The following is a 26,897-nucleotide window of genomic DNA, read 5'->3' on the forward strand; positions in this document are numbered from 1 at the left end:
TGTGTGAGGGATACATACAAGACGTTTCTTGTATATAAAGCTTTGTATTGATTTCCTCAGAAAATTTGTATGTATAAGAAAAACGTTTTTTCATTTTTCGTATATACAAATATTCCCTTTCAGAGGAGAATAAACAATTTGAAAGAGGGAAATGAGAATAGTTAAAAGGTTTCAAAAGAGTTATACTTTCGAATCCTTAACTTTATCCGTTTTTATGAGCCATTGTTTAAAAAAACAAGGCCTACAGATGCCTTCTATTTCCGTTTTTCGGATTTCGTTTTTCTGGCACCTTTAAGTTTCGTTTTTCAAGTCCCGTTTTTCAAGTTTCGTTTTTCATTCTCTTGGATGTCGTGTGACACCCTGAGAAGCAACCCTAGAATAGGTAATCTACTATAAATAGTTTTCCATTTGAAGGTTAAAAACAAAGCTTAAAATTTGAACTTCAAAAAACTTACGTGGTATTTATATACCAGAAATATACATTCAAGTAGATGATTACCATGAATGTAAGAACTGAAAGAAGGGATCGATTTTTACATCGAGCCCATGCAGAATAAAAAAGTAACTGTTTTTGACACAACACTGCGCGACGGAGAACAGACCCCTGGGGTATCTCTAACTTCTGCACAGAAGCTGGAAATTGCCTGTCAACTTGACAAACTCGGGGTAGACATTATAGAAGCTGGATTTCCTATCTCATCAGAAGGAGATAAAGAATCCGTAAAATCGATTTCTAATGCCGGCCTGGATCTTGAAATCTGTGGACTTGCCAGAGTACTGAAAAAAGATATCGATGCCTGTTTTGACAGCGATGTAGGACTTGTGCACGCTTTCGTCCCTACCTCTGAAGTACAGCGGACATACACTATTAAAAAAAGCCAGGAAGAAGTGATTCAACTGGCTGTGGAGGCTGTCCAGTATATCAAAGATAACGGGAGAAGATGCATGTTTTCTGCAATGGACGCTACAAGGACCGAACCTGAATATCTTATAGAGGTATTCAAAGCAGTGCAGGAAGCAGGATGCGATATCATCAATGTTCCAGATACGGTTGGCGTTATGGTTCCATCCGCAATGTACAGGCAGATAAAAGATATCGCGGCCGAAATAACGATTCCAATTGACGTGCATTGCCATAACGATTTCGGGCTTGCTGTAGCAAATAGTCTTATGGCAGTCGAAGCAGGTGCGTCCCAGGTTCAGGTCACAGTAAACGGCATAGGAGAAAGGGCAGGAAATGCCGACCTTTCCCAAACAGTTATGAGCCTGACCTCAATCTACGGGGCAAAAACGAATATTCGAACCGAATACCTTGTTGAAACCTCGAAAATGGTTGAAAACTATACTGGAATCAGGCTTCCTCCAAATACACCTGTTGTGGGCCAGAATGCATTTTCTCATGAATCAGGGATCCACAGTCAGGGAGTACTTGAAAAATCTGATACCTTCGAGCCCGGAATAATGACACCGGAAATGGTAGGCCATAAACGGCGTATTGTACTTGGAAAACACACAGGCAAACATGCAGTCAAGCAGTCTCTCGAATCTGCAGGCATAATAAGCAATGATAAGCAGCTGGATGAAATCGTATCCAGAATTAAAGAAATTGCAAACAAGGGCAAACAGATTACGGATGCTGACCTCTATGCAGTTGCTTCTGCTGTGCTCGGGAAAGCAAGTTCGGAAGAGGAACTGATTAAACTCAAAGAAGTCTCTGTAATGACCGGAAATATTCTGACACCGACTGCAGTAGTCAAAGCAGACATTCAAGGCAAAGAGATTATTGCAGCAAGGACAGGAGTTGGCCCTGTGGATGCCGCTCTCAAAGCTGTAAGAGATATTCTTGGAGAAAGTAATCATTTCAAACTCCAGGAGTTCAGGATCGATGCAATTACAGGCGGAGCAGATGCCCTTGCAGACGTATACATAGGTCTCGAAAATGAAAAAGGCAGAATTGTAACTGCAAGATCTGCAAACCCGGACATAGTCATGGCCTCTGTAGAAGCTCTTGTAAATGCTATGAACCTGCTGTATAAAAGAGAAGAAAAAAGTTGAAACTGACCAGGGCCGATTCTTCCTGCTTTCTAAGCCTGACTGAAAGGCCAGCACGCTATAATTAAAAGTGATTAAAAGACAAAAAATCGGATAAGGTCTTGTGCCTGTTCGTTTTTAGGTCTGTGTTCCATAAACACGTATAAAAAGTAAAATAAAATGAGATGGAATACAGACCCATGCCTTATCCAATTATTGATTCTCACTGTCACCTTGATTTTCCTAAATTCAACCGCGATAGGGAAGAGACTATTCTCCGAGCCAGAGAGGCAGGAGTTGTCGGAATGGTCAACTCCGGGATTTCGCTGAAAGGCAACCGAATAAGCCTTGAACTTGCAGAAAAAAATAAAGATATTCATGCCACGCTTGGCCTGAGTCCTGACATTGGCAGGGAAGGCACGGATAAAGAGATAAATGAAATTCTTGCCCAGATTGAAGCAAACGCCGAAAAAGCAGTGGGAATAGGAGAAGCAGGCCTGGACTTTCAAGACTGCAAAACAGATGAAGAACGTAAGAGACAGACTGCTGCATTCGAAAAAGTTATTGAGCTTGCAAAAGACCTTGACAAACCCCTTATAGTGCATGCCCGGATGGCTGAAGCAGAAGTACTAAAGCTTGTCAGAGGCATAGATACGGTTATTTATCATTGCTATAGCGGCCCTGTTGAGACTATGCGGGAAATTGTAGATAGAGGATATTATATTTCCCTTGCAACTCTTGTCTGCTTTTCTGAACATCACCAAACTCTTGCAGAAGCCGTGCCCCTAGAAAACCTGCTTTTGGAAACCGACAGTCCTTTCCTTTCTCCCCGCAAAGGCAGAAACGAGCCTGCTTTTATAGTAGATTCAGTCCCTGTAGTCGCACAACTTAAGAATATGGAAACGGCAGAGATTGCAAAATTCACTACCGAAAATGCGCGCAGGGCTTTTAATATCTAAATTCTCAAAGATATATAAGAAGCAAAGAGTGAGCTGGGAAACAATACGAAAATGCAAGAAGTAGAAGTGAGGAAAAAGGGAGTGGAAGATGAGGAAAAAGGAGTAAAAGAGGAAGAACCATGGAAGTCCGGTACATTTGCCCTACAGCTTACGATTCAAGTGTCTATCTGGTAAATGGAAAAGTCCTGATCGACGCGGGAATGAACAGCGACCTGGTAATCAAGCAACTGGAGAAATATATAAAGCTAACCGACCTGGAACTAATAGTCCTTACACATTGCCATTATGATCATACCGCAGCAGCTGCAGCTATTTCAGAAAGAAGCGGTGCAAAAGTCGGAATACATAAAGCTGACCTGGAGAGTATAAACGACGAATACCTCAGCGTGTCCATGCTTTTCGGAGAACAGGCCCCTGAAGTAAGGCCCACAATTACATATAAAGAAGGAGATAAAATTGATATAGGGAATGGGGAATACCTGGAAGTTATCCACACCCCAGGCCACTCAAAAGGAAGTATCTGCCTCTACGAGCCGGTCTCAAAAAGTCTCTTTTCCGGGGACACTGTATTTCCAGGAGGGGGCTTCGGAAGAATGGACTTTGAGGGTTCAGAACCTGAAAAGATGGCTGGCTCAATAGAAAAGCTCACAAAAATTGATGTAAAAGCCCTGTATTCTGGACATGGAGCCCCGGCGGACAGGGATGGGAATAATCAGATTATGGCTTCATACCGAATGTTAAAAATGATGATGGGCGAATAAAAACACGAGAAAGAGGAGCTTTAAAACAGACTATGGCCAAAGATACAGCAGCTTCAAAGAATAATAAGAATTTGAACTCGGAAAAGCCGAATAAAGAAAGACTAGGCAGAAAAAAAGGTTTTTTTGTTCCAAAAAAAGCTGAACTGAGACAAAAAACGACAGAATCTACGACAGAATCTGGAAGAAAATCAGGGAAAAAATCCGGAACCAAACACGGAAAGAGAGAAAGGAAAGAAAAATCAGTTTCTTCCCGCATACCGACGTCGAAATTCCTTCCAATGAGCCCTGAGGAAGTGAAAGCTCGCGGCTGGAAAGAGCTTGACATTATTCTGATTTCCGGGGATGCCTATGTAGATCACTCAAGTTTCGGCACGGCAATAATAGGAAGAGTTCTTGAAGATGCTGGTTTCAGGGTAGGAGTAATTGCTCAACCGCGCTGGGACAGCCCTGAAGACTTCAAAAAACTTGGGAAGCCCAGGCTCTTTTTTTCCGTAAGTGCAGGAAATACTGACTCTATGGTAAGCAATTTGACCCCAGGTCTGAAGCCTCGGGAAAAGGATGTTTATTCCCCTGGAGGCAAAGCAGGGCTTCGCCCGAATCGTGCCGTTATAATTTACTCGAACAGGATAAAAGAAGCCTTTTCTGACGTGCCTATAGTGCTGGGAGGCATTGAAGCTTCTTTACGTCGCTTTGCGCATTATGATTATCTTTCAGATAAGGTCAGGCAGTCCATTCTGGCTGATGCGCCTGCTGATCTCATAGTCTACGGTATGGGAGAACTGCAGATCGTGGAAATTGCAAAAAGACTGCAAGCCGGGGAAGATATCAAAAATATTAGAGACATTCCAGGTACAGTTTGGAAAATGGAAGTTAAAGCCTGGAAAGAGCTTAGAGAAAGAGCTGAAAAGCCAGATAACAGGCAGGAGAAACAGGAACGGGACAAACCTGAACAAAAAGAAGGGAAAATAGCTGAAGATGCAGCAGAATTTTTAAAGGAAAATATCGAAATCCCTTCCTTTTCAGAAGTTTCTCAGGATAAAACGGCCTTTGCAAAGGCTTTTCGAATATATTTTGCAGAGCAGAACCCTATTACTGGAAAAGGGGTTATCCAGCCTCACCCGAAAACCGTAATTGTGCAGAACAGGCCAATGCGCCTCCTGACCGAGGCTGAGCTGGATCATGTGTATGAACTGCCATTTACTGGAGAAAGACATCCTTCCTATACTGAACCCGTTCCTGCCCTGGAAATGGTAAAATTTTCTCTGACAACGCACAGGGGTTGCTTCGGAGGCTGCGCTTTCTGTGCAATTACAGAGCATCAGGGACGCATGATTGCAAGCCGCAGCATCGAATCTGTCCTGCGTGAAGCGAGAAAGCTCACCGAAAAACCGGATTTCAAGGGTATTATAAACGGAGTTGGCGGCCCGAGCGCAAATATGTACGGTATGGAGTGTAAAACCTGGGAGAAAAAAGGAGCCTGCTTGGACAAATCCTGCCTTTATCCTCGCACTTGCCCTGCTCTGGATACCAGCCACAAAAAACTGCTCGAACTCTTACGCCGCCTGCGTGACCTCCCAGGAGTCAAGAAAGTCTTTACAGGTTATGGGGTACGCTATGACCTGGCTCTTAAGGATGAAGAGTACCTCGAAGAGCTTTGCGCTTACCATATTAGTGGACAATTGCGGATTGCACCTGAACATTTTTCAAGGCAGGTCACAAATGCAATGTGTAAGCCAGGAAGGGAAGTTTACGAAAAATTTACCCAGAAATTTACAAATCTCAACCGGAAGTGCGGCAAAAACCAGTACATTGTAAACTACCTGATGTCAGGACATCCGGGCTGTACTCTTGAAGATATGATAGAAATGGCAGAATATGTGCGGGATCATGGAGGCTACACCGAACAGGTACAGGACTTCACCCCAACGCCTATGACAGTATCGACATGTATTTATTATACAGGACTAGACCCGTTCACAGGTAAGAAAGTATACGTCGCAAAAAATAAGAAAGAAAAAGCCATGCAACGAGCCCTTATGCACTACAGGAACCCTGTGAATTACGAGCTTGTATATGAAGCTCTAGAGAAGGCAGGAAGACTTGATCTCGTAGGAAATGCCCATAAGTGTTTGATAAGAAGGAAAGGTAAGTGGTAAAGGTAAAGTTGTTCTTATAGAAATTAGAGTAATCGTAGTATACTGAAAGTTCTGTAAATTCGAATTTGCGATACATAGGCTTTGTTGTAAAATCTCCCTATAGTCAAGAGGCTAAATAATGCAACTATTAGATGGATTACAAAGTGATTTTTGTTGCAGCAATTATAGGCGTGACTATATATGCTCAAATGTTTTTAGAAATTTGCAGCTAAAATCAACATAAGGAAGGCTAAAATACAGAATTTATAAAACTCGACGTATCAGCGGTACTTGTAGTCTACGAGGTTTGACCTCCTGATGGGCTTCGGAACATAATGAAAATTTATCTCAGTTTCTATAGAAGATACAGAACCTAAAATAGTTCGTAATACAGTTAGTTCCTGAAAAATACTGTATTTTTACGTTGATATTTTTATTTTAATGGCTAAGAGTTTAGAAATCCAAAGAAATGCAGTTGTTTTGGGGGAAAAGTACTGTATGGATAAGTTTCATAAATCTCATTCTATCGATGTCTCTGCAGCTGCGAACCCTATAAATAGAAAACCTTGAAAGTTGAAATTTTCCAATAAAAAATAAATAAATATTTCTATGATGAATCAAATTCCCAATTTGAAGAATTTAATTTAGAGGTTTTTTATGAAAGCTATTCGTTTGGAGAGATTTAAAGGGTATGAAGATTCAGGTTGGATAAAATTAGATAGACCTATAACACTTATTTTTGGAAATAATTCTTCTGGAAAAAGCGCTTTGTTGAGTTCAATTATGATGTTAAAACAAAGCTTGGAATCTATAGATAGGGAAGTACCTTTTATATTTAGCTCCAAAGATGGAATTGACATTGGAAGTTTTGAAGATGCAGTTTTTAATCACGAAGTTGATAGTAAAAAACCAATGATTTTTTCTTTTGAAATTGAAGTTGAAAATGATTATCCACTTCTTAATTTATCTAAACAAAATTCCTTAATTTATTCTGTGAAAGTCGTATACAATAAAAAAAGACATTTTAACACAATAATAGGGTTTGATTTAGTTAAGAAAGAGGATAATAAAACAATTATAAAAATGTCTAAAAAATCGAATTCCTTCAATGCTAAGCCTCACTTTGAAACAGAATATGCCTTTGATCCTTCTAATCTACAGTTGAAATGGTTCTTTTTCACTCCACTATTATTTTCTAAAAAAGAACAGTCTAAAACAATCCAAAATAGTTCAGATGAAGCAGAAACAACTAATAATAACGATATTTATACTGAAGTATATGAAATAACTAGAGAATTTACTATTAAAATACTGAGTTTTTTTGATCAATTGATCCATATAGGGCCAATTAGACATGCGCCCCAAAGAGATTATCATTTTACTGGTGAAACTCCTTTTAATGTTGGTATAGATGGTAGAGATGCACCTCAAATATTGTTTTTGGATAAATACAGTTCTAAATCTAAAAAACTCATTAACAACGTAAATGTAAGTTTAGAAAACTTGGGCTATTCACTTAACTGGAGTATTTTAAAAGGTGGAGTAGCTACCCTAAACTTACGAGAAATTAATTCGAATGTTGATTGTAATTTAAAAGATGTAGGATTTGGCATATCTCAACTATTACCGCTACTTGTACAAGGCTATGCTCTAAATAAAGCCCAATATCTCTTATTAGAGCAACCTGAAATTCATCTACACCCAAGAGCGCAGTCTAAGCTGGGTGACTTCTTTATAGAAATGTCTAAAAAAAATAAATTTTTTATAATTGAAACACACAGCGAACATATTCTTTTGAGAATACGACGACGTATTGCAGAAGGAGAAATCAACAGTGAACAAGTTAGAATCTGTTTTGTGGAAAGAAAAGAAGGTAAAAGTATTATTAATAATATTGAACTAGATAAATTTGGTCAATTTGTAGAGATACCAGACTCTTTTAAATCTTTCTTTGCAGATGACTTTGAGGAAGTGTTGAAAATAACTGAAGAAATTGCTAAAAGAAAGAGTAAGGGAGAATGATTTTGAATATTGTTATTGACACTAATATCATCTGTAATTCTTGTAACGGTTCCTGTAACCTATATATGGACTCTATATTCGTATTAGCTGAAATTTTACAAAAACAATCCTTATTTTTAAGTCTAGATACAAATAATAAGTTAAGAACAGAATATAAAAATACAACTAATCGGCTGAGTAGCTCTGAATTTTTTCAAAAGTGGTTTGTAAATATGGAAACCCAAATGAAAATCTCATATATATTTGTACAAAATAAAAAGGGGATAGAGAATAAATTAGATAATTTGGGTTTCCATAGTGAGATTGATAGATTAATTGTTCACTTAGCGTTGGAATCTAGTCCCTCTTATATCGCTACTGAAGATAGTGATTTTGGAAAAGGTCCTAGAGGTAAAGAACACGTTGAAGCGCTTAATTATCTAAATAACGACCTCAACATAACAGTTCACGATACAAAACAAGCACTTAACTTCTTAAGGAATAATCTCTAAAATCAAAATTTGATATTTGGTTCTCGTTTTTAGGATAGAGAATGTGTGGGAATTGAATATATGAAAATGGTCAAAAAAGGACAAGTCAAGAATTTAAACTACACTGGTCTTGAAGTCTGCTAGGAAACTATCAAACATAAAAAATAGTAAGAAACCTATAGGTAGAATCAATGGATATTTTTACATAGGTTTTTACATTAAACCTATATATTTAAATTAAAATTTACAGAGCTTTTGTTACATTGCCAACTTGGCAGTGTCACGAATTTGCTGTAATACATGTAATCCTGATGTAAGCATGGCTTGGGTTCACCTTCATAAACTCTGACATTCACGCCAGAAAGCCCTGAATTTTCCACTTACCTGCCCGCAGTAAGTGTCCAGAGACCTTTCCTTGATCTCAATTGACAGGTTTGCCTCACCATCCCAGATAAAATGGGCAACTATTCCGTTTCCTTCAAGAACACCGGAATTCCCGGATGAAACTTCAATTCCATAGCTTTGAAGTTTTTTCTTCATGCAGGAAAATACGTCAGGAGTTACATTTCTGAATTTAATCCCCTGGCAGCCTTCAGTATCCAGTTTTCTTTCGGCCATACTTCATCACAGAATTTTCTCTATTGAGCCTTGGCACTCTTTAACAAATTCGCTCATTTTCCAGGTTACAGTCTCGTAACTGACAATGAAGGGCTTTTTCTTGATTGTAATGATAAGTTTTGACTCTCCGTCCCACTCAAAATCTGCCGCAACTCCCTGGCCTGAAAGCTTTCCTTTATTGCCCGGCGGGACAAAAATACCCATTATCTGAAGCTTTTTCTTCATACATTTGAAGCTGGCAGGTGAAACGTTACGGAAAGTTATTGTATTATCACTCACGGTCTGTCCTCCTGACCTACTTGTAAAGCTGACATCCGATTATAATATTCAATAAAAAGAATCGCTTAGGAGATAAAGACATATTACTCACAAAAATAGAAAGTTTACCACTAAATAGGTAAAGTTGAGAGTCATTTTTCAAAGATTAAACTCTCAGGGATTAAAAGATAATACTTGAGCCAAAAGTCGGCTCTGAATAAAAACCAGTAAGACAAATAACTGGAGTACAAGACAGCAAGACAAGGAGATAGAGTTACTCTATCGCCATTGCTACGAGTTCTACAATATCAATAACCTCGATATTTCCGCCTGCGTCTCTGAGGTTTCTCACACAGAGGGGACAGGAAGTAACGATATAATCCACGCCTTCTGGAACGTCTTTAAGCCTGTTTCTTGCAAGCTCAAGGGAAATGTCAGGATAACCTGTCCTTACCCCACCTCCGCCGCCGCAGCAGCGTGCGTTCTCTTTAATGTTTTTCATTTCCTTGAGAGTGCAAATTGCTTGGATAACCGTTCTTGGAGCGTCATAAACCTGATTATGCCTTCCAAGGTGGCAGGGATCATGGTAGGTAACTGTAAGGTCAAGTTTCTTCAAATTGAGCTCTTCCAGGTGTTCGGCAAGGAATTCAGGAAGGCTAATAACCCTGAGTTCTTCGGGGTAGTTGTTCTTGAGAGTTGTATAACAGCCTGCACAGCTTGTGATAATTGTATGAGCACCCACTTTCCGGATCTGATCAAGGTTGTGTTTCATGACTTTTTCTGCGTCCTCTTTAAATCCGGTACGCAGGAGGGGAGAGGCGCAGCACTGTTCATCAGGCAGGAGAGTTACTCCAAAACGCTGCAGAATCCCAAAAGTTTTTTTAGCAAACTCAGGATAACGGTAGGAATCGAAACAGCCCACGAAATAGACATAATCGGACTTTTCGGGGAGTTTTGAACGTTCTACTTCAGAGAGCCAGTGTTTACGAGATTTCATTTCCCCGAAAGAGTTCCCGTATGTCATGATCGCCGACTTCAAGTTTTCCTGGGCGTCAGTCGTAATACCACATTTCACAAGCTGAGCTCTGGCAGCTTCCACAACTTCTGGTGGGTTTGCTCCGGCAGGGCATTTAGCAGCACAGATCCCGCAGGTTGTGCACGAGGCCAGGCTTGGAAGGACGTCTTCGGAAGGATGTCTGCCCTCGAGCAGGCTTTTAATGATGAGCATTCTGCCGCGTGTATTGGCAGATTCCCAGCCTACCACATCAAATACAGGGCAAACCGACCGGCAGGTTCCACACTGAACACATCTATAAACCGACCTGCGGTCAACCTCAAATGGATGTTGTTCGCTATCGCTCTCGTTTATCTCGTTAGGGGTCATCTCGTTATTAATTATTTTGATTTTTTCCGGCTCTTTTGCCTGCTCAGTTTCCTTTTTTCCTTCGTTTTTCATGGTTTTCACAACCCCAGTTTGCCCGGATTCAGTATGCCTTTCGGGTCAAGGACATTTTTGATCGCACGCATTACCTCAAGGGCAGGGCCCCACTGAGCTTTCATGTATTCGGCCCTTGCCGCGCCTACCCCATGCTCAGAACTGACTGTGCCTCCAAGCTCAATTGCTGTTCTGTGGACCAGATCTGCAGCTTTATTCAGGCGGTCCCATTCATCTTTGTTCAAAACATCAATGAAGAAGGCAAGATGGAGGTTTCCGTCTCCTATATGTCCATATTTCATAGCAGGCAGGTTGAATTGCTCAGCGATTTCCTGTGCTCGTTTTAACAGTTCCGGGATCTGCTTTATGGGAACTCCCACATCTTCTCCGACATAGATGCGACTCTTTGTTGGGTCCAGGCGGGAAACTGCAGCCCCTACAAGTTTTCTGGCTGCCCAGATATCTGCCATTTCCTTTTCACTTTCCGCAAGCTTTATGGAAATAGCCAGGGGCTCACAGACTTTCATTATTTGCTCTGCAGCTTCACGTGCCGAACTTTCAGTACCATCAACCTCAAAAAGAATAACATCGCCTTCTGAAGGAAGCACAAGGTTTGGATCGTAGCGTTTGAGAACCTGGAGGGAAACTCTGTCCAGAATCTCACAGGCTGAGGGAATGACCCCATTTGAAAAGGTTTTTACAACCGCCTGCCCTGCAATTTCCGCGTTTTCAAAGGAGGTTATTACTAGTTTTCGGATTTTTGGGAGAGGGACAATCTTCAGGCTGGCTTTCGTGACAATGCCTAGTGTGCCTTCCGAACCTACAATAAGCTGGGTCAAATCATACCCTGCAGCAGATTTTAGCATCTTTGAACCGGTATGGATAACTGTCCCATCCGCAAGCACCACTTCCAGGTCACGAACATAGTTTCTGGTAGTACCATACTTAACACAGCGCATTCCGCTTGCATTGTAACCTATCATACCCCCTATAGTGCACATGGCTGAACTGCCAGGATTGGGAGGAAAGAAAAAACCGTATGGCTTTAGCGCTTCGTTTAAAGTGTCCTGAATAATCCCAGGCTCTACCATGACCTGAATATTATCAATATCAATTTCAAGAATCCGATTCATGCTCGACATATCAAGCACAATACCCCCTTTAACAGGGACTGCCCCACCTGCAAGTCCGGTGCCTGATCCTCTTACAGTTACAGGTATATCGTTTTCATAAGCAAGCCTGACAATCTGGCCTACTTCGTCTGTGCTTTTCGGGCGTACCACGTAATCAGGTATTCCCTTGACCTGGGATGCGTCAGAAGAATAGCAATAAAGTTCCGAAGGCGAGACTGATAGTCGCCCGCCAACAATATTTTGAAGTTCTGTAGTTATATTCATTCTAGACCTCAAATTAGAATTCAAATGTGAAAAATAGAATTTCTGTCACGGCTGGAGCAGACAATAACAGACAAATGAAGTATGAGTTACAGCAGATAATCAAGATTAATAATATATAAGAATATACCATCCTCTTCCTTTCTTAAGAATAAAATCTTCCTTCTAAGAGTTAACACGAAATAAATCGTAAAGCTGAGCACTCTTCAGATTCAGAAAAACGAGGAGTAATAGAAGCTTTCAGGGAAAAGTGCAGGACAAACCTTTACATCCTGATAGACATAAGAGGACAAACATGACACAGTACTTTGAGATAGAACACAGAGACGGAGCAGCAAGGATAGGAAAACTTCTGCTGTCTCCCGAGATTCATACGCCCTGCATTTTGAGTACAGCAGAACTCGGAAAGCTTGAAACCCCTGGCCCTATTGTTGATGCAGGGAGTTTCTGGGGTGTAAGATCTGATTCAGAGCTTGAGACACGCATAAAGCAAATTTGGGAAAAAACAGGAAAAGGAACTCTCATAATCCTGCCGCATCAAGCTTATCCGCCTTTCGTTCCAGCCGAATCCCTCGGGAAAGTCGAAAAAATTACAGTCCTTAGTGGTGAAAATGCCGAAAATATAGGCCCAACAGGTTCTCTCCTGAGAGTAGGAGGAAAGCCTGAGAAAACTGACCTTTATATTATAGAAGGAGCAGGCACCCTGGAAAACAATGCTCGCAGATTTCTCGAGACCATAACAAAACTTAGAAACCAGATTTCCCCTGATACAGCTCTTTATGCTCCAAATCTGGCGCTTCCTGAGAATATAGCTATGCTAGTCTACCTTGGAATTGATGTTCTGGACGATACCAGAACAGAAATTGCGGCCTATTCCGATATTTACCTGACAGCTGCAGGTAGTTTTTATCTCGACTCCCTGACAGAATTTCCCTGCAGATGCAGTGCATGCGCTGCAAGTACGCCTGCAGAACTCAGAAAGCTCCCGAAAATTGAGAGAGCAAAGTTCCTTTCAGCTCACAATAGGAATGCACTCGAAGCTGAACTTTCCCTTGTGCGGGAAAGGATAAGGGCCGGAACATTGAGAGAATATGTTGAAGGCCAGTGCAGGGTCAGGCCATGGCTCACAGCCCTGTTAAGACTTGGAGATTTCGAATATTCTTACCTTGAAGAAAGAGTTCCTGCTTTTCGGCAAAACCAGCTCCTTTCAGATACCTCGGAGGCCTTATCTCGAATTGAGGTAGTAAGATTTGCACGGCGCATACAGGAAAGGTATACACCTCCGGATCTTGAGATTTTAGTACTTTTCCCTTGTGCGGCCAGGAAACCTTATTCAACTTCCCAATCCCATCAGAAATTTATTCTGGCACTTGGGAAATATCGGAAGTTTGTCCACGAAGTGATTTTAACCTCGCCTCTTGGAATAGTGCCAAGAGAGCTGGAATTAACATATCCTGCAGCCCATTACGATACTGCGGTTACGGGGCATTGGGACGAAGAAGAAAAAGCTTGGGTTTCAGGCTGCCTTGAGGCCTATCTCTCAAAATACAGGTACAAAGCCATAGTTGCCCATGTAGAAGGGGCATATAGAGAAATCTGTGAACGAGCGGCAAGCAAGCTCGGGATTGAAATAATCTACACTGCTACAGGAAGTCTTGTGTCTATGGAGGCGCTTTCAAACCTCAAGAAGACCGTTGAGTCTATCTGCACATCCGAAAGCTTCAGCAGGAAAAGCCTGAACGCGGAAGAGGACAAAAAGAATTTCTTAAGAGCTATTGCAGAATATCAGTTCGGAGAAGATGCTGCACTTCTTTTCTCTGAGAAAGCCGGAAAGCTTGCAGTTAAAGGCCGGTTCCCCAAGTATCAGCTTTTTTCCGGGAAAAAACAACTTGCAACTCTGGTTCCGCAATATGGAATGCTTGCTCTGTCCCTCGAAGGGGCTGAACTAATGCTAAAAAGTGAGAAATACTTGGTAAAAATTGATGATTTTCTCCCACGCGGTTCCATCCTTGCCCCAGGAGTTACTCAGGCAGACCTGGGAATAAGGCCTAATGATGAGGTAATTGTGCTCGGGAGAAAAGCGCTCTGTGTAGGGCGAGCTGTGATGAGCGGAGAGGAAATGGTGAGATCCAGTAGAGGAGTTGCAGTGGATGTCAGGCATATCAAGAAACTCTAACTTGTGAACAGATCCCTAAATAAGAACTATAAAATAAGTTTACAAAATCTGGACTGCAGGACTTCAGAACAGCTTCAGAAGAACTGCAAACAGACTTTATAAGTAATTTTCCTTTCGAAGAAATAATAAAATGGCAGGAATATATTAGATATTATGATAAGGCATTTTGCACCTGAGGACTTCCAGGAAGTAGTTGAAATTGAAAGTGAGGTCTTTTCGGAGCACAACTCCATCTTGTACATGAGTTTTTATGAAACCGTAGGGGACGGTTTCCTTGTCGCAGAGCAGGATGGAAGAATCGTGGGGTACGTGGTAGGTTACCGTTCCGCAGGAAATGAAGGGCACATTTTTTCTGTCGGTGTCAAAGAAGAATATCGGGGAAGAGGAATAGGTACAGGACTAATTCATACTATTTGTGACATTTTTGTTGCTAACGGGCTTCGATACGCAAGGCTCGAAGTAAGAAATAGTAATAAAGGAGCACAAAAATTATATAGGTCCTTAGGATTTTTACCCTGCTGGACCGAGAAAAAATATTACTCAGATGGAGAAGACGGGATGGTGATGAAGATGCACCTCCACCCTTACCGTCTCCTGATCTCAAAACAAAAATATCTGGAATCTGTATTTTCAGATAACGAATTCTTCATCACTTTCAAGGGCCCTATCAGTTATTACCCATGAGCTTGATGACGGAATTCAGCGATTCCCTCATATGGGCTGGTGTTTCCTCAAAGATAGGGTCGTCCCGGGACATAAGAGTCGCAAGCTCGCCTCCTAAAATAAAAATTGCGCGCTTGTGATCTGCCTTGCTCCGGTGAATGTGTACAGGGCTTATAGATAAAGCCTTGTAATCATCGAATTCGTGCGTTACCCCGTGCCTTTCAAAATACCTCTTCATTTGGGCCATATATGTGTGTAGTTGTATGAGCTCTTCCTTGTGCATAGCGAACAGACCTACAATTTTACAAGATCAATTTAATATTATCTTGAATCGGATAAAAGAATTATCCGAGGAAATGTACTTCCTAGTTTTGTATGATAAGGTTTTCCATATAATGTATATGATAAATAATGAAGGATTATGGAAGAAAGTGTGAAGTTTAACATTATAGTGTGAAAATAATACCAAATCGTGGTGATCTCACAAGTCTTCTATGCAAATATTACACATACAAATATTACACATAAAATGATGACCAGAATGGAATTGGCTTTAGAAGATGGAGAATATAGGAACAAAGAAAGAAATTCAGCATTCGGGAGAAGAAATAGGAAATTAAGGGGAAGTAGAAAGGAATAATATTAGAGAAGGGAAATAAAAAAGAATGAGGATTGAGAGAAATTAAGGTTCTCTCAAAGCATGCTTGCGGTCAAAACTTCCATGTCAGCAGGAACCTTGGCTACGTTCCCTATCTTTACACCTATGAGGTTCTTAATTGCGTTACTTGAGGCAATATCAACGAGCCTCTGAGTAATTACACCATCGAAGACTACGCTCTGGATGTTTTCTTTATAGGTTTTAAGCCTGCTCGCAAGATCACGGACTGCAATCTCCTCTATTACCTTGTCCTGTGAATCAAGAATTCTGGCCGTTAAGGTTCCTTTCAGAGCTTCGACATGAGACCTGAATCTGGCGGCTTCAGGAGAGATAGAAACTGTCTTTACCGGGGCAGGAGAGACCCTGACAGCCTCACCTCCTGGAACTTTAACGGCCGCTGAAACCTTTTCGGCAGGCTTTTCTCTGGGAACTCTGACGGCAGCAGGAACTGCCCTTGCTGAAATCTGAGGTTTTGCAACGATAGGTCTCGTTTTGACCTTTTCTGCACTCACAGGAGTTGTTTCCGAAATTTTTTCAGCCAGTTTTTCTGGAGCCCTTTCAAAAATTCTTGTAGGTTCTACTCTTTTCGTTTCTTCTTCCGCAATTTCCTCTCCATAAAGATCTGGCTTTGGAGAGACTCTGTGTACCTTAATACGCTTGTGTAGTTTCTTCTCAGCAATCCTGGGCACAATTTCAGGTGCCCTTATCTTTCTTTTGGCGCCTCTCTCCACTCTGCAGGCACTTTCTTCGCCTTCCTTTTCCTGGATTCCATATTTCTCAATGATCTGCTCTACAGGAACTTTCCGGCGTAGAGCTCTTATAACTTCTTTCTGGACAAGATCCTCTACACATTTTCCATCGGGGGCACGGGCAACATAGTCGATGTCTGCCACCTGCAGGAGCTCACGTATTATAAGTTCTCCTCCACGATCCCCATCCGTAAAAGCTGTTACTGTTTTCTTTTTAGTAAGTTCTGCAACTTCAGGGGGAATGTTCGTTCCACCTACGCAGATAGTATTCTTTATGCCATAGCGGAGCAGATTCAGAATGTCGGCTCTCCCCTCGAGAATAATGATGGCGTCTGAGTTAAGAACATTCGGCCCACAGGGAATTCTGGACTTTCCATAGTAAGTTAGTTCATCGATTCTTACAGACTGCCTAACTTCGTCGGCTAGCTCCTGAGACTCGGGAACGGTCTCATCAAACATTTTAGTAAAAATGAGCTTTGCCCTTTCAATAATCTTCTTTCGCTTTACAGCTCTTACATCTTCTACCTGGAAAACCTCAATTTTAGCGCTGCAGGGTCCCACTCTGTCAATAGTCTCAAGAGACGCAGCAAGAATCGAAGTTTCGACCTTATCAAGGCTTGAGGGAACAAAGATATTTCCTTTGGTCTTTCCTCCTTTAGCCGTAACCATTACCTCGATTCTACCGATCCTGCCAGTTTTTTGCAAGTCACGAAGATCAAGATCAGCCCCGAGTAATCCCTCAGTTTGTCCGAAGATCGCACCTACAATATCAGGACGTTCAATTACCCCATCAGCGTTAATTTTGGAATGAATGATGTATTTTGTAGTATCTGTATTTTGCATATGAATTCTCCGTATGTATTGTCAATGATTTATCATGATAATTATTTTAAACTAAATTCCATCTGAGTTTTTCCAACAATTGTGATTGATTGCCCTTCTGGATTACAATTCATTAGTTTTCTGACAGTATAAATTATTTTATAGACTTCGAAAACTCGTAAAGCTCTGGACAATGCAAAAATAGTAAAAAATCAGAGTTCATATCGGCTCAGGGACAACACCCTTGAATAGGCAGATTCAAGAATCAATGACAAATGTAACCGAAAGAGAGTTCTAGACCTGCCTGGAGTTTCTATTCAGTTATACTTATGCCAGGAGAACCTAATCTGACATTCTGCCAGAAATTAAACGGTTTGGCGAAAGCTCTTACCTTATGAAAACCTATTAAAGTTCCAAGCCTATCTCAGCCTAGATAAGGTTCTTTTAGATAGAGAATCTCCTGACTTTTGACTGGGCAGACACAATAATACCTGCGTTGTTCCTGAGGCTTTCCATATCTGCCCGAAAGCCCTTGCCCCAACATAAGTTTTTACTATGGCCCTGAGATAGACTTCAGAGCCGGAAGTCAAAATATGTGTTCACTTTTCAATGAGCCTGATAACTCAAGTTTTCAAGAAATGCCCCTTAAAAGCGGGCAATCCGGACATGAACAGCCAATATGTGCCAGACGCCCTATCCCGTACTATAGAGGCTTCATACTGATAATTTGGTAAGTGGTAAGTTGAATACGTACCAGGTTTATTGAGAGCACTTTTTGACTTTCTCTTCATGGGTGAGTGATGTATGAATTCTAGTTTAAATTGGACGATTATTTTAGCCCTGAGTGATAATGCAGTAAATCTGAAGTTTTTATTATATTTGCATGTGAATTAATTACATTGTATTATCTTTACGAGTTCAGCGATGATGAATAGGCGAAGTTGTTAATCAATGATATGACCTGACAGAACAGCTCCTGCCCACCTTTAAAGGAATCTCGGCAAATGAGGAACTCTGTGCGTCACATATTTTAAATTCATGTATTTAATGCCGGCAGGATTTAAGAACTTTGTGGTTATTTAAAGAATTTTATCAAATTAAAGTCATATTTTCGTGCTTGATATTTTGAAAATTAGTATATTTTTAGAACAATTTCAGGAGGAGTCTTTCAGAATAGCTTAGAAGAGCTTAAAAAGTGTAAAAAATAATAAAGTGGAAAATTTAGAAAAGTATATATAAAAAAAAGGACTTGTAAAAAATTGAACGGGCGAGGCATAGAAACTTTTTTATGTACTAACCCCCCACTCCCAAACTCGCTCGTTCAGCTCCCCTGAGGTATAGAGAGTACCTTTCGTCTTTTGTCCAAACAATATCAGAAGCCTATTTTCATCTGTGATGGGTAGATTTTCAAGTAACTTATCCTATAAAAAGAACCTGATTAAATCATTTTTATAAGTCCACCACTCATTAGCTTGAAAGCTTTTCGGCAATTTAAAAACTTATAATAGGCGTGAGATACAACTATTAAGATTATGGGAAGAGATTTTGGTAAACAAAGCGCTGTAGATGAGAATGAGATCCAAAAAGCAGCCGGGGCTAAGGGAGAATTTCAGGAAGCCATATCCGCATACAGCCCTGAAAAAAAGGGTCCTGTAAAAGTGGTTATTATAGGAGGGGGAGCCTGTGGCATGGCGGTTGCTACTAAAATACGAAGACAGAGCGATTTTGAGATTACCGTAATCTCAAGAGATTCCCATACTGCTTACAGCCACTGTGGAATTCCTTTTGTTTTGGGTCGGGAAATTGAGAGTTTTGAAAAATTAATAGTGAAGCCCCAGGAATTTTTCAAAAAAAATAGGATAGATGTCAGGCTGAACGAGTGTGCCAGATCAATAGATTTGGATTTAAAAATTGTTCGGACAGGCGAAGGAATTTATCCTTTTGACAAGCTCGTAATTGCTACAGGCAGCCTACCTTTTATACCTCTAACAGGTGGCACAAACATTCTTCCTTATGGCGTTTTTACTCTGAGGAGTCTTGCTGATGGAGTGCTCTTTGAAAAAGCTCTGGAAACTGTTGAGAATGTCTGCATAATAGGTGCAGGAACAATAGGAATAGAGTGTGCAGCAGCCTTTTCGAGAAGGGGAATTGAGACCTTCCTCATAAGCAGAAGCAAAAACCTGCTTTCCAAACAACTGGATCCTGATATTTCAGACATCATAAAGGAACATCTGGAAAATATCGGGGTTGAGGTCATCTTCGGGGAACTTGCAACTTTTCCTGCAGGTTTATGGAAAGAAAAAACACTGTACGTTGGGAATAGGCAGCTTCCCGCAGATCTTGTGCTTTTTGCAAGCGGGATTAGACCCGAGATTTCCCTTGCCTTTGAAGCCGGGATTGAAATCGGAAAAGCCGGAGGAATAATTGTAAATGATATGCTCCAGGTTAAGGCAGGAGAAGAATTTCTTCCCTACGTGTATGCAGGCGGAGAATGTGTGGAAGTAACAGACTTTATAACAGGGGAAACAAGATTAAGTCAGCTGGGCACAACAGCCCGGCATATGGCTGACATAATAGGCAACAATATCACAGGAAAATGTACTACTCTCGGGCCGCTTGCCAACCCCTGGGTAGCTGTGGCAGGAGATTTACAATTTGGTGGAGTTGGTATTACCTCAAGAGAGGCTGAAAGCCATGGAATAGAGGTAATTACAGGATTTTCCCGAGGACGTACGAGAGCCTCCTATTATCCGGGTCGGAAAGACTTGTACATTAAACTCCTGTTCAAAGACGATGTTCTGGTGGGTGCGCAACTTGCAGGAGGAGAAGGAATAAAAGAAAGGATCGATACTCTTTCCCTTGCAATCCGAAAAAAGACTACTATCAGCGACCTTCTTGACCTGGAAACCTGCTATGCACCCCCGGTTTCTATGCTTGTGGATCCTCTCCGACCGGCTGTAAAAGCTGCAATTCGAAATAAAAAGGAGAAGGAAAGAAAGTAAAAGAAAGGAGAGTACACGGAAGAAAAGTAAAAGGAAGGCAGAAGGATAAAAAGATAAATTCAATAAAGTATGGGGAAGCAAATGTTAGAGATCGACGGCTCTTACGGTGAAGGGGGGGGGCAGTTAGTTAGAACGGCTGTTGCTCTTTCTGCAGTTACCGGGAAAGAGATAAGGGTTACGAATATCAGGAAAAACAGGCCAAATCCAGGTCTGAAGCAGCAACATTTAAAGGCTCTGGAAACTGCAGCCAGGATATTTAAGGCTCAGATCTCGGGACTTTTTCCAGGCTCTACTGAGATTTCTTTTGCTCCAGTGGAAATAGAGGGGGGAAAGTATGATATTGATATTGGAACAGCAGGAAGCATAACCCTGCTCCTCCAGTGCATTATGCCCGCCCTGCCATTTGCAAAAGAAGAGGTAGAACTTACGGTAAAAGGAGGAACCGACGTGGCCTGGTCTCCGACAATAGACTACCTGCAGCATGTAACCCTCAGGGCTCTGGAAAGGCTTGGTTATTCAGCCAGCGTAACACTGAAGGAACATGGCTACTACCCTAAAGGAGGAGGAAAAGTTTCAGCTTATTTTAAACCGTGCAGGTTACAGGGCTTTCATTTTTTAAAAGAAGAGGAAGAAATCAAGGGAATTTCTCATGCTTCGAATCTTCCGACCCATGTACCTTTACGCCAGGCCGAAGCTGCGAGTATAAGACTAATGGAAGCTGGCTATCAGTCTCAGATAGAAACTCAATCTTTTGAAGCTTTTTCCACTGGAAGCGGGATAACCCTCTGGACAGGCTATATAGGCGGGAGTGCACTTGGGAAAAGAAGGCTTCCCGCAGAAAAAGTAGGCAAAAGTGCTGCAGACGAAATTATTCCTGAACTTAGAGCAGGAGCTTCTGTAGATACACATCTGGCAGACCAGATGATACCGTATATGGCTCTTGCAGGAGACAGTTCTTACACTGTTAGAGAACTTTCTCTTCATACTGCGACAAATATCTGGATTACTGAACAGTTTCTTGATGTCAAATTCAAAATAGAGGAAAAGGAAGGCCTTTTCGAAATATCCGTGAGTTAAAAGAGTGAAGGAAAAAAGAAAGGAAAAGTACCAAGAAAGATTTGAGAAAACCTTAAAGTCAACCCTTTAAAGCCCTTTAAGGTTCTTTAAAATCAATCTTCAACGACAAAAAGGTATTCAGGAGGTATCTTTTCCGTAAGTACGATGTCATCGGTTGCAAGTTTGAGAGAGATCCCATCTTCCTGAGCTTTAAAGGCATCAATTTGAATGATAATAGGATTTTCAGTATGAATGAGGGATACTTCCACTGCCTTTTCATATGAAGTGCTGAGATGGACATATCTCTGTTTTATCGGAAAAATTCCGTTTTCCAGAAGAACATCAACTTCTTCAGGGCTTGCTCCATAATACAGGTATGGAGAGTCACTTTCCTTATAGTCTAGATCAATATTGACAGAGTGCCCATAACGTGCCCTGATTCTGGAGTCGCGGATTTCATACCTTCCTTTTTCATCGGATTCTACAAGGGCGTAAAGGTATTCCTTTCTCATCCAGATGTACCGCTTTCTCATGACGTCACAGAAATCGTTAATGTTGACCCAGCCGAATCTGTCCATTTCAACGCCTGCCGATTCTGGGAAATGCCTGAGAGTTCCAGAAACAAACCTGCCAAGCTTTTCCTCCTTGCTGTCGTCAAGCAGGTATCTTCCAGGGCGTTTACACTGCAGACAGCTGCCTCCTCTAAAATAGCCGTGCTCAGTGCATTTTCGAATCATGGTATCACGTACATAATGAAACTTTACTATAAATAAGGTTTTGTTTTTAAGTTTTCGTTTTGACAAAGCTGCAAAGTTAAAAATTTTGATATCTCAGTTATTCTCTGCCCCAAAATAATTTCCTGGAATTTTACAGAACAAGAAGTCTCTAGTTCTCCAGCAGAGTATCCAAAGAAAAATAGAGATATCAATCCTATGGTTTTAGGAATACCTTTTAGCTTGAAAAACTGCAGGCGGCAGAATAGATAATCACGAGCATACTTTATTAATATTAATCCGCTTTGTTAAGAAATACTTTCATAGGACATACGGTAATCTTTAGTAGGACGGCTTGCATACCGTGGCACGATATCTAAAGTATATTTATTTACGGCCGCCATATTAAAGAGTCTTATCAGGCCTTCCTGAAATGCCGATTCAAGCCTTTGACTTCCAGTTGAAGTTAAGTTAAAAATAGTCTCTTCAGACAGATTTGTGGGCTTAATTTCAAACTTACTGTCAGGTCGCAACATCGTTCATTCATTAAAAAGTGTAAATTTGAAATGGACTTGTCTGAAACTTCACCTGAAATTTAACTAGAGCGTGTGAACTTTTATAATGTATTCGGATTTGTAGATTTGTAATTTGCTAATCTGCAATCTACTAGTCTCTTAGAACAGTTTTTGAATTTTACTTCAAGGTACAGCGACTGAATTCAGAGCAACAATTATCACCAACAGGTATTGCCATATGAATAAGGCAAATAATAAACAAGGCAAATAATAAACACTGAAGATAAATCATACATTAAGGAGATAATATGACAGATATTGAATCGATATATAAAAAGCTCAGCCATGTTATCAGTAAAGAGGACTTCATGCAGCGTGTCCAAGAAAAGGTTGAAAGCATGGGAGGGCTTTGCGATGAACCTATGGCTGCCATGCTGGTTGCCAACGAACTTGGATTTTCAGATGTAGGTCGGGACAGTGTGAAAGTTGAAAACATTACAGCCGAGAGTGGACAAATTAATCTTGTTGCAAAGGTTGTGTCGGTTTTCGATACTAAAGAATTTACCCGAAATGACGGAACAATAGGTAGAGTCGGAAATATAATTGTTGGAGATGAGACCGGAAAAGTTAAGGTAACACTCTGGGACAATATGGCAGATCTTATAAAGGATGGAAAAATCAGAATAGGACAAACTCTCCAGATTAGCGGTTATGCGAAACAGGGATATTCGGGAGTGGAAATCAATGTAGGAAACAATGGAGTCCTGGCCGAAAGCGAAGAAGAAATCGAAGTCGCTGCCAGCACCCAGAAAATAAAAGACATAAAGGATGGCATGGGAGATCTGAATTTGACAGGAAAAATTCTGGAAATTTCAGAAATAAGGACCTTCCAACGAAAAGATGGCAACTGTGGAAAGGTAGGAAACTTGCTTCTTGGAGATGATACTGGTACAGTCAGGGTGACTCTATGGGATGACAAGACTGAGTTCCTGAACGATGTAGAATATGGAGATACTGTGGAGCTGGTCAATGCCTATGCTCGAGAAAACGCCTTTACTCAGAAAATTGAGTTGCAGGTGGGAAACCGAAGTATAATCAAGAAAAGTGAGACAAAAGTCGAGTATGAAGAAGAATTTACCCCAGTCGAGGATATTGGGGCTGATATGAACAATATTAACGTTTCCGGAAGAATACTCGATATAGGGGAAATCCGAACCTTTGAGAAAAAAGACGGATCTACCGGAAGAGTGGGAAATATTCTTCTTGGCGATTCCACAGGAAAAATCAGACTTACCCTCTGGGATGAAAAAACTAGTTTTCTGGATGAAATCGATTTTGACGAGACTATAGAAGTACTCCATGCTTACTCTCGGGAAAATGCCTTCACCCAGCAGGTAGAACTAAATCTGGGAGGCAGAGGGATAATCCAGAAGAGTGAAAAGGAGATTGAGTACAGAGAAAAGTTTACGGATATCGCTGATATTGTCCCTGGGGAAAGCTATTCAGTCCAGGGGAAGGTTTCCGAAATAGGGGAACTCCGAGAGTTTGAAAGGGAAGACGGAACCGAGAACGTGGTTGCAAACCTCCAACTTAAAGACGAAACAGGTAGTATTCGGCTGACTCTCTGGGGAGAACAGGCTTATGTGATCGAGGATCTTGATATTGACTCAGAAATCCAGATCATTAACGCGTATGCAAAGTATGGTCTGAACGAAGAAATCGAGCTGAGTATCGGGAACCGAAGCAGAGTAATTATTCTTTAATCATTCTCCTTTTTCGGCTTCTCTTTCTGGTTTACTTCTAAAACCTTACCTTTCAAGGTAAAAGTTTATGAAGTGAATTCCAGTGGAAATAAAGGGGTCAGAAAAATTTCCTGTGAGAAAAATAGAAAGCATTACAAATATAATTTGAGTTTTTTTAAACTGTATAAGTCTGCTTTCTAAAATATACTTCTCTTCTGCACTTCTTCCTAATACTTCTTTCAGACGATTAAATATTTTTCATTCTCAGCAAAAATCTCCAGTGGAAACGGAGGGGTTCTGAAAAAAATTCCTTCGAGACTTCCGTAAGCTATTTTCCATGAACAAAAGAAAGGGATCTTAGAAAGAATAGCCTTCTGACTTCATGCAAACTTCTTCTGTTATATAGAGAAAAAGAAATGCCGTTATCGTTATGTACCATTGATTCGTATATATAAGTGGTATAAAAACGTCCGAAAAAATGGGGAAAACATCTTAGAGGGAACGGACAAAAAATAAATCCTGAGACTATTGGCCTCGCCGGAATATCATCTTCAAAAAGTTAATGATTGCAGGGCCTGAACTTAGATGGATGAATAAATCGATCTGGAAAGTTTTTCTACAGGAAACTGGAACTTGAAAAGCTTTTGCCGAAATATTGTATTGTGAGTCCTATATTGTGAGTCTTATAGTGCGAATTGCCGAAGTATGGAACGAAAGGGGGAACGGCAGTAAATGGCAGATGGACCTGGAAGGGATACCGATGCTGAGAGAGAGATAGGTGTTGGTATTCACAACAGAGAGATTGAAAGAGAGGTCTCGGTTGCTGAAGTTATGAATAAAGCAGTCATAGTAATGGATATCAACTCAGATATTCCTGCTATTGCAAGGGAAATGATCAGTCGTGATGCAGGTAGCGTCATTATCACTGAGAATGGCAAAGCTATGGGAATAATAACTGAAAGAGATCTTGTGAAGGGTATCGTTACAGAGAATAAAAAACCAGATGAGGTAAGGGCAAGTGAAATACTCTCAACCCCCTTGATAACCGTAGAGCCTGAAACAAGTATTGTAGAAGCTTCTGAGATCATGTTAAAGGCGAATATTAAAAGACTGCCAGTCCTAGAAAATGGTAGAATAATAGGAATGATTTCGAACACTGACATCCTGATAGTAACGCCTGGACTTAATACTATTCTCAAAGAACTTATTGATATGAACAGGGAGGCTCTCTTTTCCACCCCCTCAATCGAAGAAATTTCAGAAGCAGAAGATTTTCAAACGGGAATATGTGAGTCCTGTAATGTCTTTTCATATGACCTTAGATTTGTGGACGGAAGATACCTATGTGGAAACTGCCGGCAAGAAGAAGGCGAGGATTATGAATGATCTGTAGGTTTTACATATAAATTTTGACTTCACAGATTTGCAGACATTCTTTTTTAAATAGAGTATAGGAAGGTAGACAATGAACGTTAGTGAGATTATGACAGAAGAGCCTGTGAGTATCAAAGAAGGAGACTTTGTGACTCGCGCCCGTCAGCTAATGCGCGATCACCTTCTTAGAAGCCTTGTTGTTGTTGACGAAGAGAACAGGCTTGTGGGAATGTTGAGTGACCAGGATATCTTGAGGGTTACCTCTACACGCTCGAATGTTACAGTAGGCGGATATGCAAGCCAGTCCCCTACGATCACTCCGGATATGGATATCATGAAGGCTGCAAAGTTGATGGTGCAGTCGAGACAGAATAGAGTTCCTGTGGTTAAATCAACTACTGATCGTACAGTAGTTGGAATCTTGAGTAACGTAGATATTCTCAGAAATGTGGAAGTTCCAAAGAATGTTCCCAATACACTGCAAGCCGTAATGACAAAAAAAGTCAAAAGCTGCTCACCAGAGGACAAAGTCGGCACAGTTTGGGGACATATGCTTGAGACAGATTTTACTGGTATTCCTGTAGTTTCAAAGAAAGGTGAACCTATTGGAATGATAACCCGCCGAGACATAATAAAATCAGGTGCTGTGCGAATTGAAGTAGAAGATGAGAGGCGAACAAGGCCCAATGACAGTCCAAAAGTTGAGAAGATAATGTCAACTCCTGCATATATACTTTCAGAAAACGATTCCATTCAAAGTGCAATTGAGATGATTATTCACTATGATATCGGAAGAGTTACAATAGTAAACGAAAAGGACAAGGTATCTGGAATCGTTGATAGACAGGATCTTCTGGAATCTATTGTCAATGTATGGCCTGAAAAACCTTTCGAAAACCGGCTTTGAAAGAAAGTTTGTAATCAGATATTCAGTTGAAGAATGATAGCTAACCAGAGAATTATTCAATGCGAAAAATAACGGTAAGTTTTCACGCAAAAAGATTATAACATTAAAGATCGTCATTAATAATAATTATAGATCTGAAAATAGAGGAAACCTTTTGGAAAGATTCGGGAGAAAATTGCTTTCAGGTTTTATTTTTTCAGGGAGCAAAACTTGGTCTGTTGAGGAATAAATTGCAGATTGTAGAGAAGTTTCTGCAAGAAGGCAGGAAAAGAAGAAAAACGGACTATGAAAAAGCAATTAACTGCAACTCGAATTCGGTGATCCTATTGAACAGAAATACGACATTTTCGTCCGTCGACAAGATGAAGGTTCAGCCAGGTGTGAGCAAATCCAAGAAAGCGCAGCAGAAAGACCCACACATGATTAGCAGCATGGGC

The 26,897-nt window shown here is 40.9% G+C and carries 20 protein-coding genes; 13 read left to right on the forward strand and 7 right to left on the reverse strand.

The window, feature by feature from the left end; translation table 11 throughout:
* The first annotated feature begins 546 nt into the window (after positions 1–546).
* The 6 genes from BP861_RS09520 to BP861_RS09545 all read left to right on the forward strand — a co-directional run bounded on the left by BP861_RS09520 (position 547) and on the right by BP861_RS09545 (position 8,399).
* A complete protein-coding gene (locus BP861_RS09520) occupies positions 547–2,055 on the forward strand; it encodes a 2-isopropylmalate synthase (RefSeq protein WP_292374728.1) in 1,509 nt (502 codons plus the stop codon).
* A 161-nt stretch (positions 2,056–2,216) separates the two neighbouring features.
* A complete protein-coding gene (locus tag BP861_RS09525) occupies positions 2,217–2,990 on the forward strand; it encodes a TatD family hydrolase (protein ID WP_292374730.1) in 774 nt (257 codons plus the stop codon).
* A gap of 119 nt (positions 2,991–3,109) precedes the next feature.
* The gene (locus BP861_RS09530; protein ID WP_292374732.1) at positions 3,110–3,751 is read left to right on the forward strand and encodes an MBL fold metallo-hydrolase; all 642 of its coding nucleotides are present in this window, start codon (positions 3,110–3,112) and stop codon (positions 3,749–3,751) included.
* A 278-nt stretch (positions 3,752–4,029) separates the two neighbouring features.
* Positions 4,030–5,907 carry a YgiQ family radical SAM protein gene (locus tag BP861_RS09535; RefSeq protein ID WP_292374780.1) on the forward strand — a complete coding sequence of 626 codons (1,878 nt, stop codon included), beginning with the start codon at positions 4,030–4,032 and terminating at the stop codon, positions 5,905–5,907.
* Positions 5,908–6,543: 636 nt separating this feature from the next.
* Positions 6,544–7,908 (forward strand): AAA family ATPase, encoded by a 1,365-nt coding sequence (locus tag BP861_RS09540; RefSeq protein ID WP_292374734.1) that lies wholly within the window; start codon positions 6,544–6,546, stop codon positions 7,906–7,908.
* A gap of 2 nt (positions 7,909–7,910) precedes the next feature.
* Positions 7,911–8,399: a hypothetical protein gene (locus BP861_RS09545; RefSeq protein WP_292374736.1), complete on the forward strand. Its 489-nt coding sequence runs from the start codon at positions 7,911–7,913 to the stop codon at positions 8,397–8,399.
* A gap of 315 nt (positions 8,400–8,714) precedes the next feature.
* Here the strand turns inward: BP861_RS09545 and BP861_RS09550 are convergent, their stop codons facing one another.
* The 4 genes from BP861_RS09550 to BP861_RS09565 all read right to left on the reverse strand — a co-directional run bounded on the left by BP861_RS09550 (position 8,715) and on the right by BP861_RS09565 (position 12,086).
* A complete protein-coding gene (locus tag BP861_RS09550) occupies positions 8,715–8,996 on the reverse strand; it encodes a hypothetical protein (protein WP_292374738.1) in 282 nt (93 codons plus the stop codon).
* A gap of 6 nt (positions 8,997–9,002) precedes the next feature.
* Positions 9,003–9,275: a hypothetical protein gene (locus BP861_RS09555; protein ID WP_292374740.1), complete on the reverse strand. Its 273-nt coding sequence runs from the start codon at positions 9,273–9,275 to the stop codon at positions 9,003–9,005.
* 253 nt (positions 9,276–9,528) lie between these two features.
* Positions 9,529–10,710, reverse strand: coding sequence for a (Fe-S)-binding protein (locus BP861_RS09560; RefSeq protein ID WP_292374742.1), 1,182 nt, complete (start codon positions 10,708–10,710; stop codon positions 9,529–9,531).
* 5 nt (positions 10,711–10,715) lie between these two features.
* On the reverse strand, positions 10,716–12,086 hold the full coding sequence (locus BP861_RS09565) for an FAD-binding oxidoreductase (protein ID WP_292374743.1): 1,371 nt from the start codon (positions 12,084–12,086) through the stop codon (positions 10,716–10,718).
* 292 nt (positions 12,087–12,378) lie between these two features.
* Between BP861_RS09565 and arcS the strand changes: the two genes are divergently transcribed.
* Both arcS and rimI read left to right on the forward strand, forming a co-directional pair.
* Entirely contained in the window at positions 12,379–14,259 is a 1,881-nt protein-coding gene (arcS, locus tag BP861_RS09570) for an archaeosine synthase subunit alpha (protein WP_292374744.1), read from the forward strand.
* Between the two features lie 153 nt (positions 14,260–14,412).
* Positions 14,413–14,943, forward strand: coding sequence for a ribosomal protein S18-alanine N-acetyltransferase (gene rimI / locus BP861_RS09575; protein ID WP_292374746.1), 531 nt, complete (start codon positions 14,413–14,415; stop codon positions 14,941–14,943).
* Here the strand turns inward: rimI and BP861_RS09580 are convergent.
* Entirely contained in the window at positions 14,927–15,205 is a 279-nt protein-coding gene (locus tag BP861_RS09580; RefSeq protein ID WP_292374748.1) for a UPF0058 family protein, read from the reverse strand. The genes rimI and BP861_RS09580 overlap by 17 nt on opposite strands.
* A gap of 410 nt (positions 15,206–15,615) precedes the next feature.
* Positions 15,616–17,172: a DNA primase DnaG gene (gene dnaG / locus BP861_RS09585; RefSeq protein WP_292374749.1), complete on the reverse strand. Its 1,557-nt coding sequence runs from the start codon at positions 17,170–17,172 to the stop codon at positions 15,616–15,618.
* 1,511 nt (positions 17,173–18,683) lie between these two features.
* Here dnaG and BP861_RS09590 point away from each other — a divergent pair.
* Together BP861_RS09590 and rtcA are read left to right on the forward strand one after the other, a co-directional pair.
* Positions 18,684–20,153 (forward strand): NAD(P)/FAD-dependent oxidoreductase, encoded by a 1,470-nt coding sequence (locus BP861_RS09590; RefSeq protein ID WP_292374752.1) that lies wholly within the window; start codon positions 18,684–18,686, stop codon positions 20,151–20,153.
* 81 nt (positions 20,154–20,234) lie between these two features.
* Positions 20,235–21,230, forward strand: a complete 996-nt coding sequence (gene rtcA, locus BP861_RS09595) for an RNA 3'-terminal phosphate cyclase (protein ID WP_292374754.1) — start codon at positions 20,235–20,237, stop codon at positions 21,228–21,230.
* A gap of 92 nt (positions 21,231–21,322) precedes the next feature.
* Here rtcA and BP861_RS09600 read toward each other — a convergent pair whose 3' ends face one another.
* Positions 21,323–21,946, reverse strand: a complete 624-nt coding sequence (locus tag BP861_RS09600) for an RNA 2'-phosphotransferase (protein ID WP_292374756.1) — start codon at positions 21,944–21,946, stop codon at positions 21,323–21,325.
* A gap of 799 nt (positions 21,947–22,745) precedes the next feature.
* Between BP861_RS09600 and BP861_RS09605 the strand changes: the two genes are divergently transcribed.
* From BP861_RS09605 to BP861_RS09615, 3 genes are all read left to right on the forward strand, one after another.
* On the forward strand, positions 22,746–24,200 hold the full coding sequence (locus tag BP861_RS09605; protein ID WP_292374758.1) for an OB-fold nucleic acid binding domain-containing protein: 1,455 nt from the start codon (positions 22,746–22,748) through the stop codon (positions 24,198–24,200).
* 711 nt (positions 24,201–24,911) lie between these two features.
* Positions 24,912–25,565 carry a CBS domain-containing protein gene (locus BP861_RS09610; RefSeq protein WP_292374760.1) on the forward strand — a complete coding sequence of 218 codons (654 nt, stop codon included), beginning with the start codon at positions 24,912–24,914 and terminating at the stop codon, positions 25,563–25,565.
* A 79-nt stretch (positions 25,566–25,644) separates the two neighbouring features.
* Positions 25,645–26,460 carry an HPP family protein gene (locus tag BP861_RS09615; protein WP_292374762.1) on the forward strand — a complete coding sequence of 272 codons (816 nt, stop codon included), beginning with the start codon at positions 25,645–25,647 and terminating at the stop codon, positions 26,458–26,460.
* Positions 26,461–26,897 lie beyond the last annotated feature (437 nt).

The sequence above is a fragment of the Methanosarcina sp. UBA411 genome, from assembly GCF_002495725.1.
In the GTDB taxonomy this organism is placed as follows: domain Archaea; phylum Halobacteriota; class Methanosarcinia; order Methanosarcinales; family Methanosarcinaceae; genus Methanosarcina.

What these genes read in the sequence shown, in the direction of transcription:
- BP861_RS09520 (WP_292374728.1), top strand. Translation starts at nt 547, where the DNA reads ATGCAGAATAAAAAAGTAACTGTTTTTGACACAACACTGCGCGACGGA.
- BP861_RS09525 (WP_292374730.1), top strand. Translation starts at nt 2,217, where the DNA reads ATGGAATACAGACCCATGCCTTATCCAATTATTGATTCTCACTGTCAC.
- BP861_RS09530 (WP_292374732.1), top strand. Translation starts at nt 3,110, where the DNA reads ATGGAAGTCCGGTACATTTGCCCTACAGCTTACGATTCAAGTGTCTAT.
- BP861_RS09535 (WP_292374780.1), top strand. Translation starts at nt 4,030, where the DNA reads ATGAGCCCTGAGGAAGTGAAAGCTCGCGGCTGGAAAGAGCTTGACATT.
- BP861_RS09540 (WP_292374734.1), top strand. Translation starts at nt 6,544, where the DNA reads ATGAAAGCTATTCGTTTGGAGAGATTTAAAGGGTATGAAGATTCAGGT.
- BP861_RS09550 (WP_292374738.1), bottom strand. Translation starts at nt 8,996, where the DNA reads ATGGCCGAAAGAAAACTGGATACTGAAGGCTGCCAGGGGATTAAATTC.
- BP861_RS09560 (WP_292374742.1), bottom strand. Translation starts at nt 10,710, where the DNA reads ATGAAAAACGAAGGAAAAAAGGAAACTGAGCAGGCAAAAGAGCCGGAA.
- BP861_RS09565 (WP_292374743.1), bottom strand. Translation starts at nt 12,086, where the DNA reads ATGAATATAACTACAGAACTTCAAAATATTGTTGGCGGGCGACTATCA.
- arcS (WP_292374744.1), top strand. Translation starts at nt 12,379, where the DNA reads ATGACACAGTACTTTGAGATAGAACACAGAGACGGAGCAGCAAGGATA.
- rimI (WP_292374746.1), top strand. Translation starts at nt 14,413, where the DNA reads ATGATAAGGCATTTTGCACCTGAGGACTTCCAGGAAGTAGTTGAAATT.
- BP861_RS09580 (WP_292374748.1), bottom strand. Translation starts at nt 15,205, where the DNA reads ATGCACAAGGAAGAGCTCATACAACTACACACATATATGGCCCAAATG.
- dnaG (WP_292374749.1), bottom strand. Translation starts at nt 17,172, where the DNA reads ATGCAAAATACAGATACTACAAAATACATCATTCATTCCAAAATTAAC.
- BP861_RS09590 (WP_292374752.1), top strand. Translation starts at nt 18,684, where the DNA reads ATGGGAAGAGATTTTGGTAAACAAAGCGCTGTAGATGAGAATGAGATC.
- rtcA (WP_292374754.1), top strand. Translation starts at nt 20,235, where the DNA reads ATGTTAGAGATCGACGGCTCTTACGGTGAAGGGGGGGGGCAGTTAGTT.
- BP861_RS09600 (WP_292374756.1), bottom strand. Translation starts at nt 21,946, where the DNA reads ATGATTCGAAAATGCACTGAGCACGGCTATTTTAGAGGAGGCAGCTGT.
- BP861_RS09605 (WP_292374758.1), top strand. Translation starts at nt 22,746, where the DNA reads ATGACAGATATTGAATCGATATATAAAAAGCTCAGCCATGTTATCAGT.
- BP861_RS09610 (WP_292374760.1), top strand. Translation starts at nt 24,912, where the DNA reads ATGGCAGATGGACCTGGAAGGGATACCGATGCTGAGAGAGAGATAGGT.
- BP861_RS09615 (WP_292374762.1), top strand. Translation starts at nt 25,645, where the DNA reads ATGAACGTTAGTGAGATTATGACAGAAGAGCCTGTGAGTATCAAAGAA.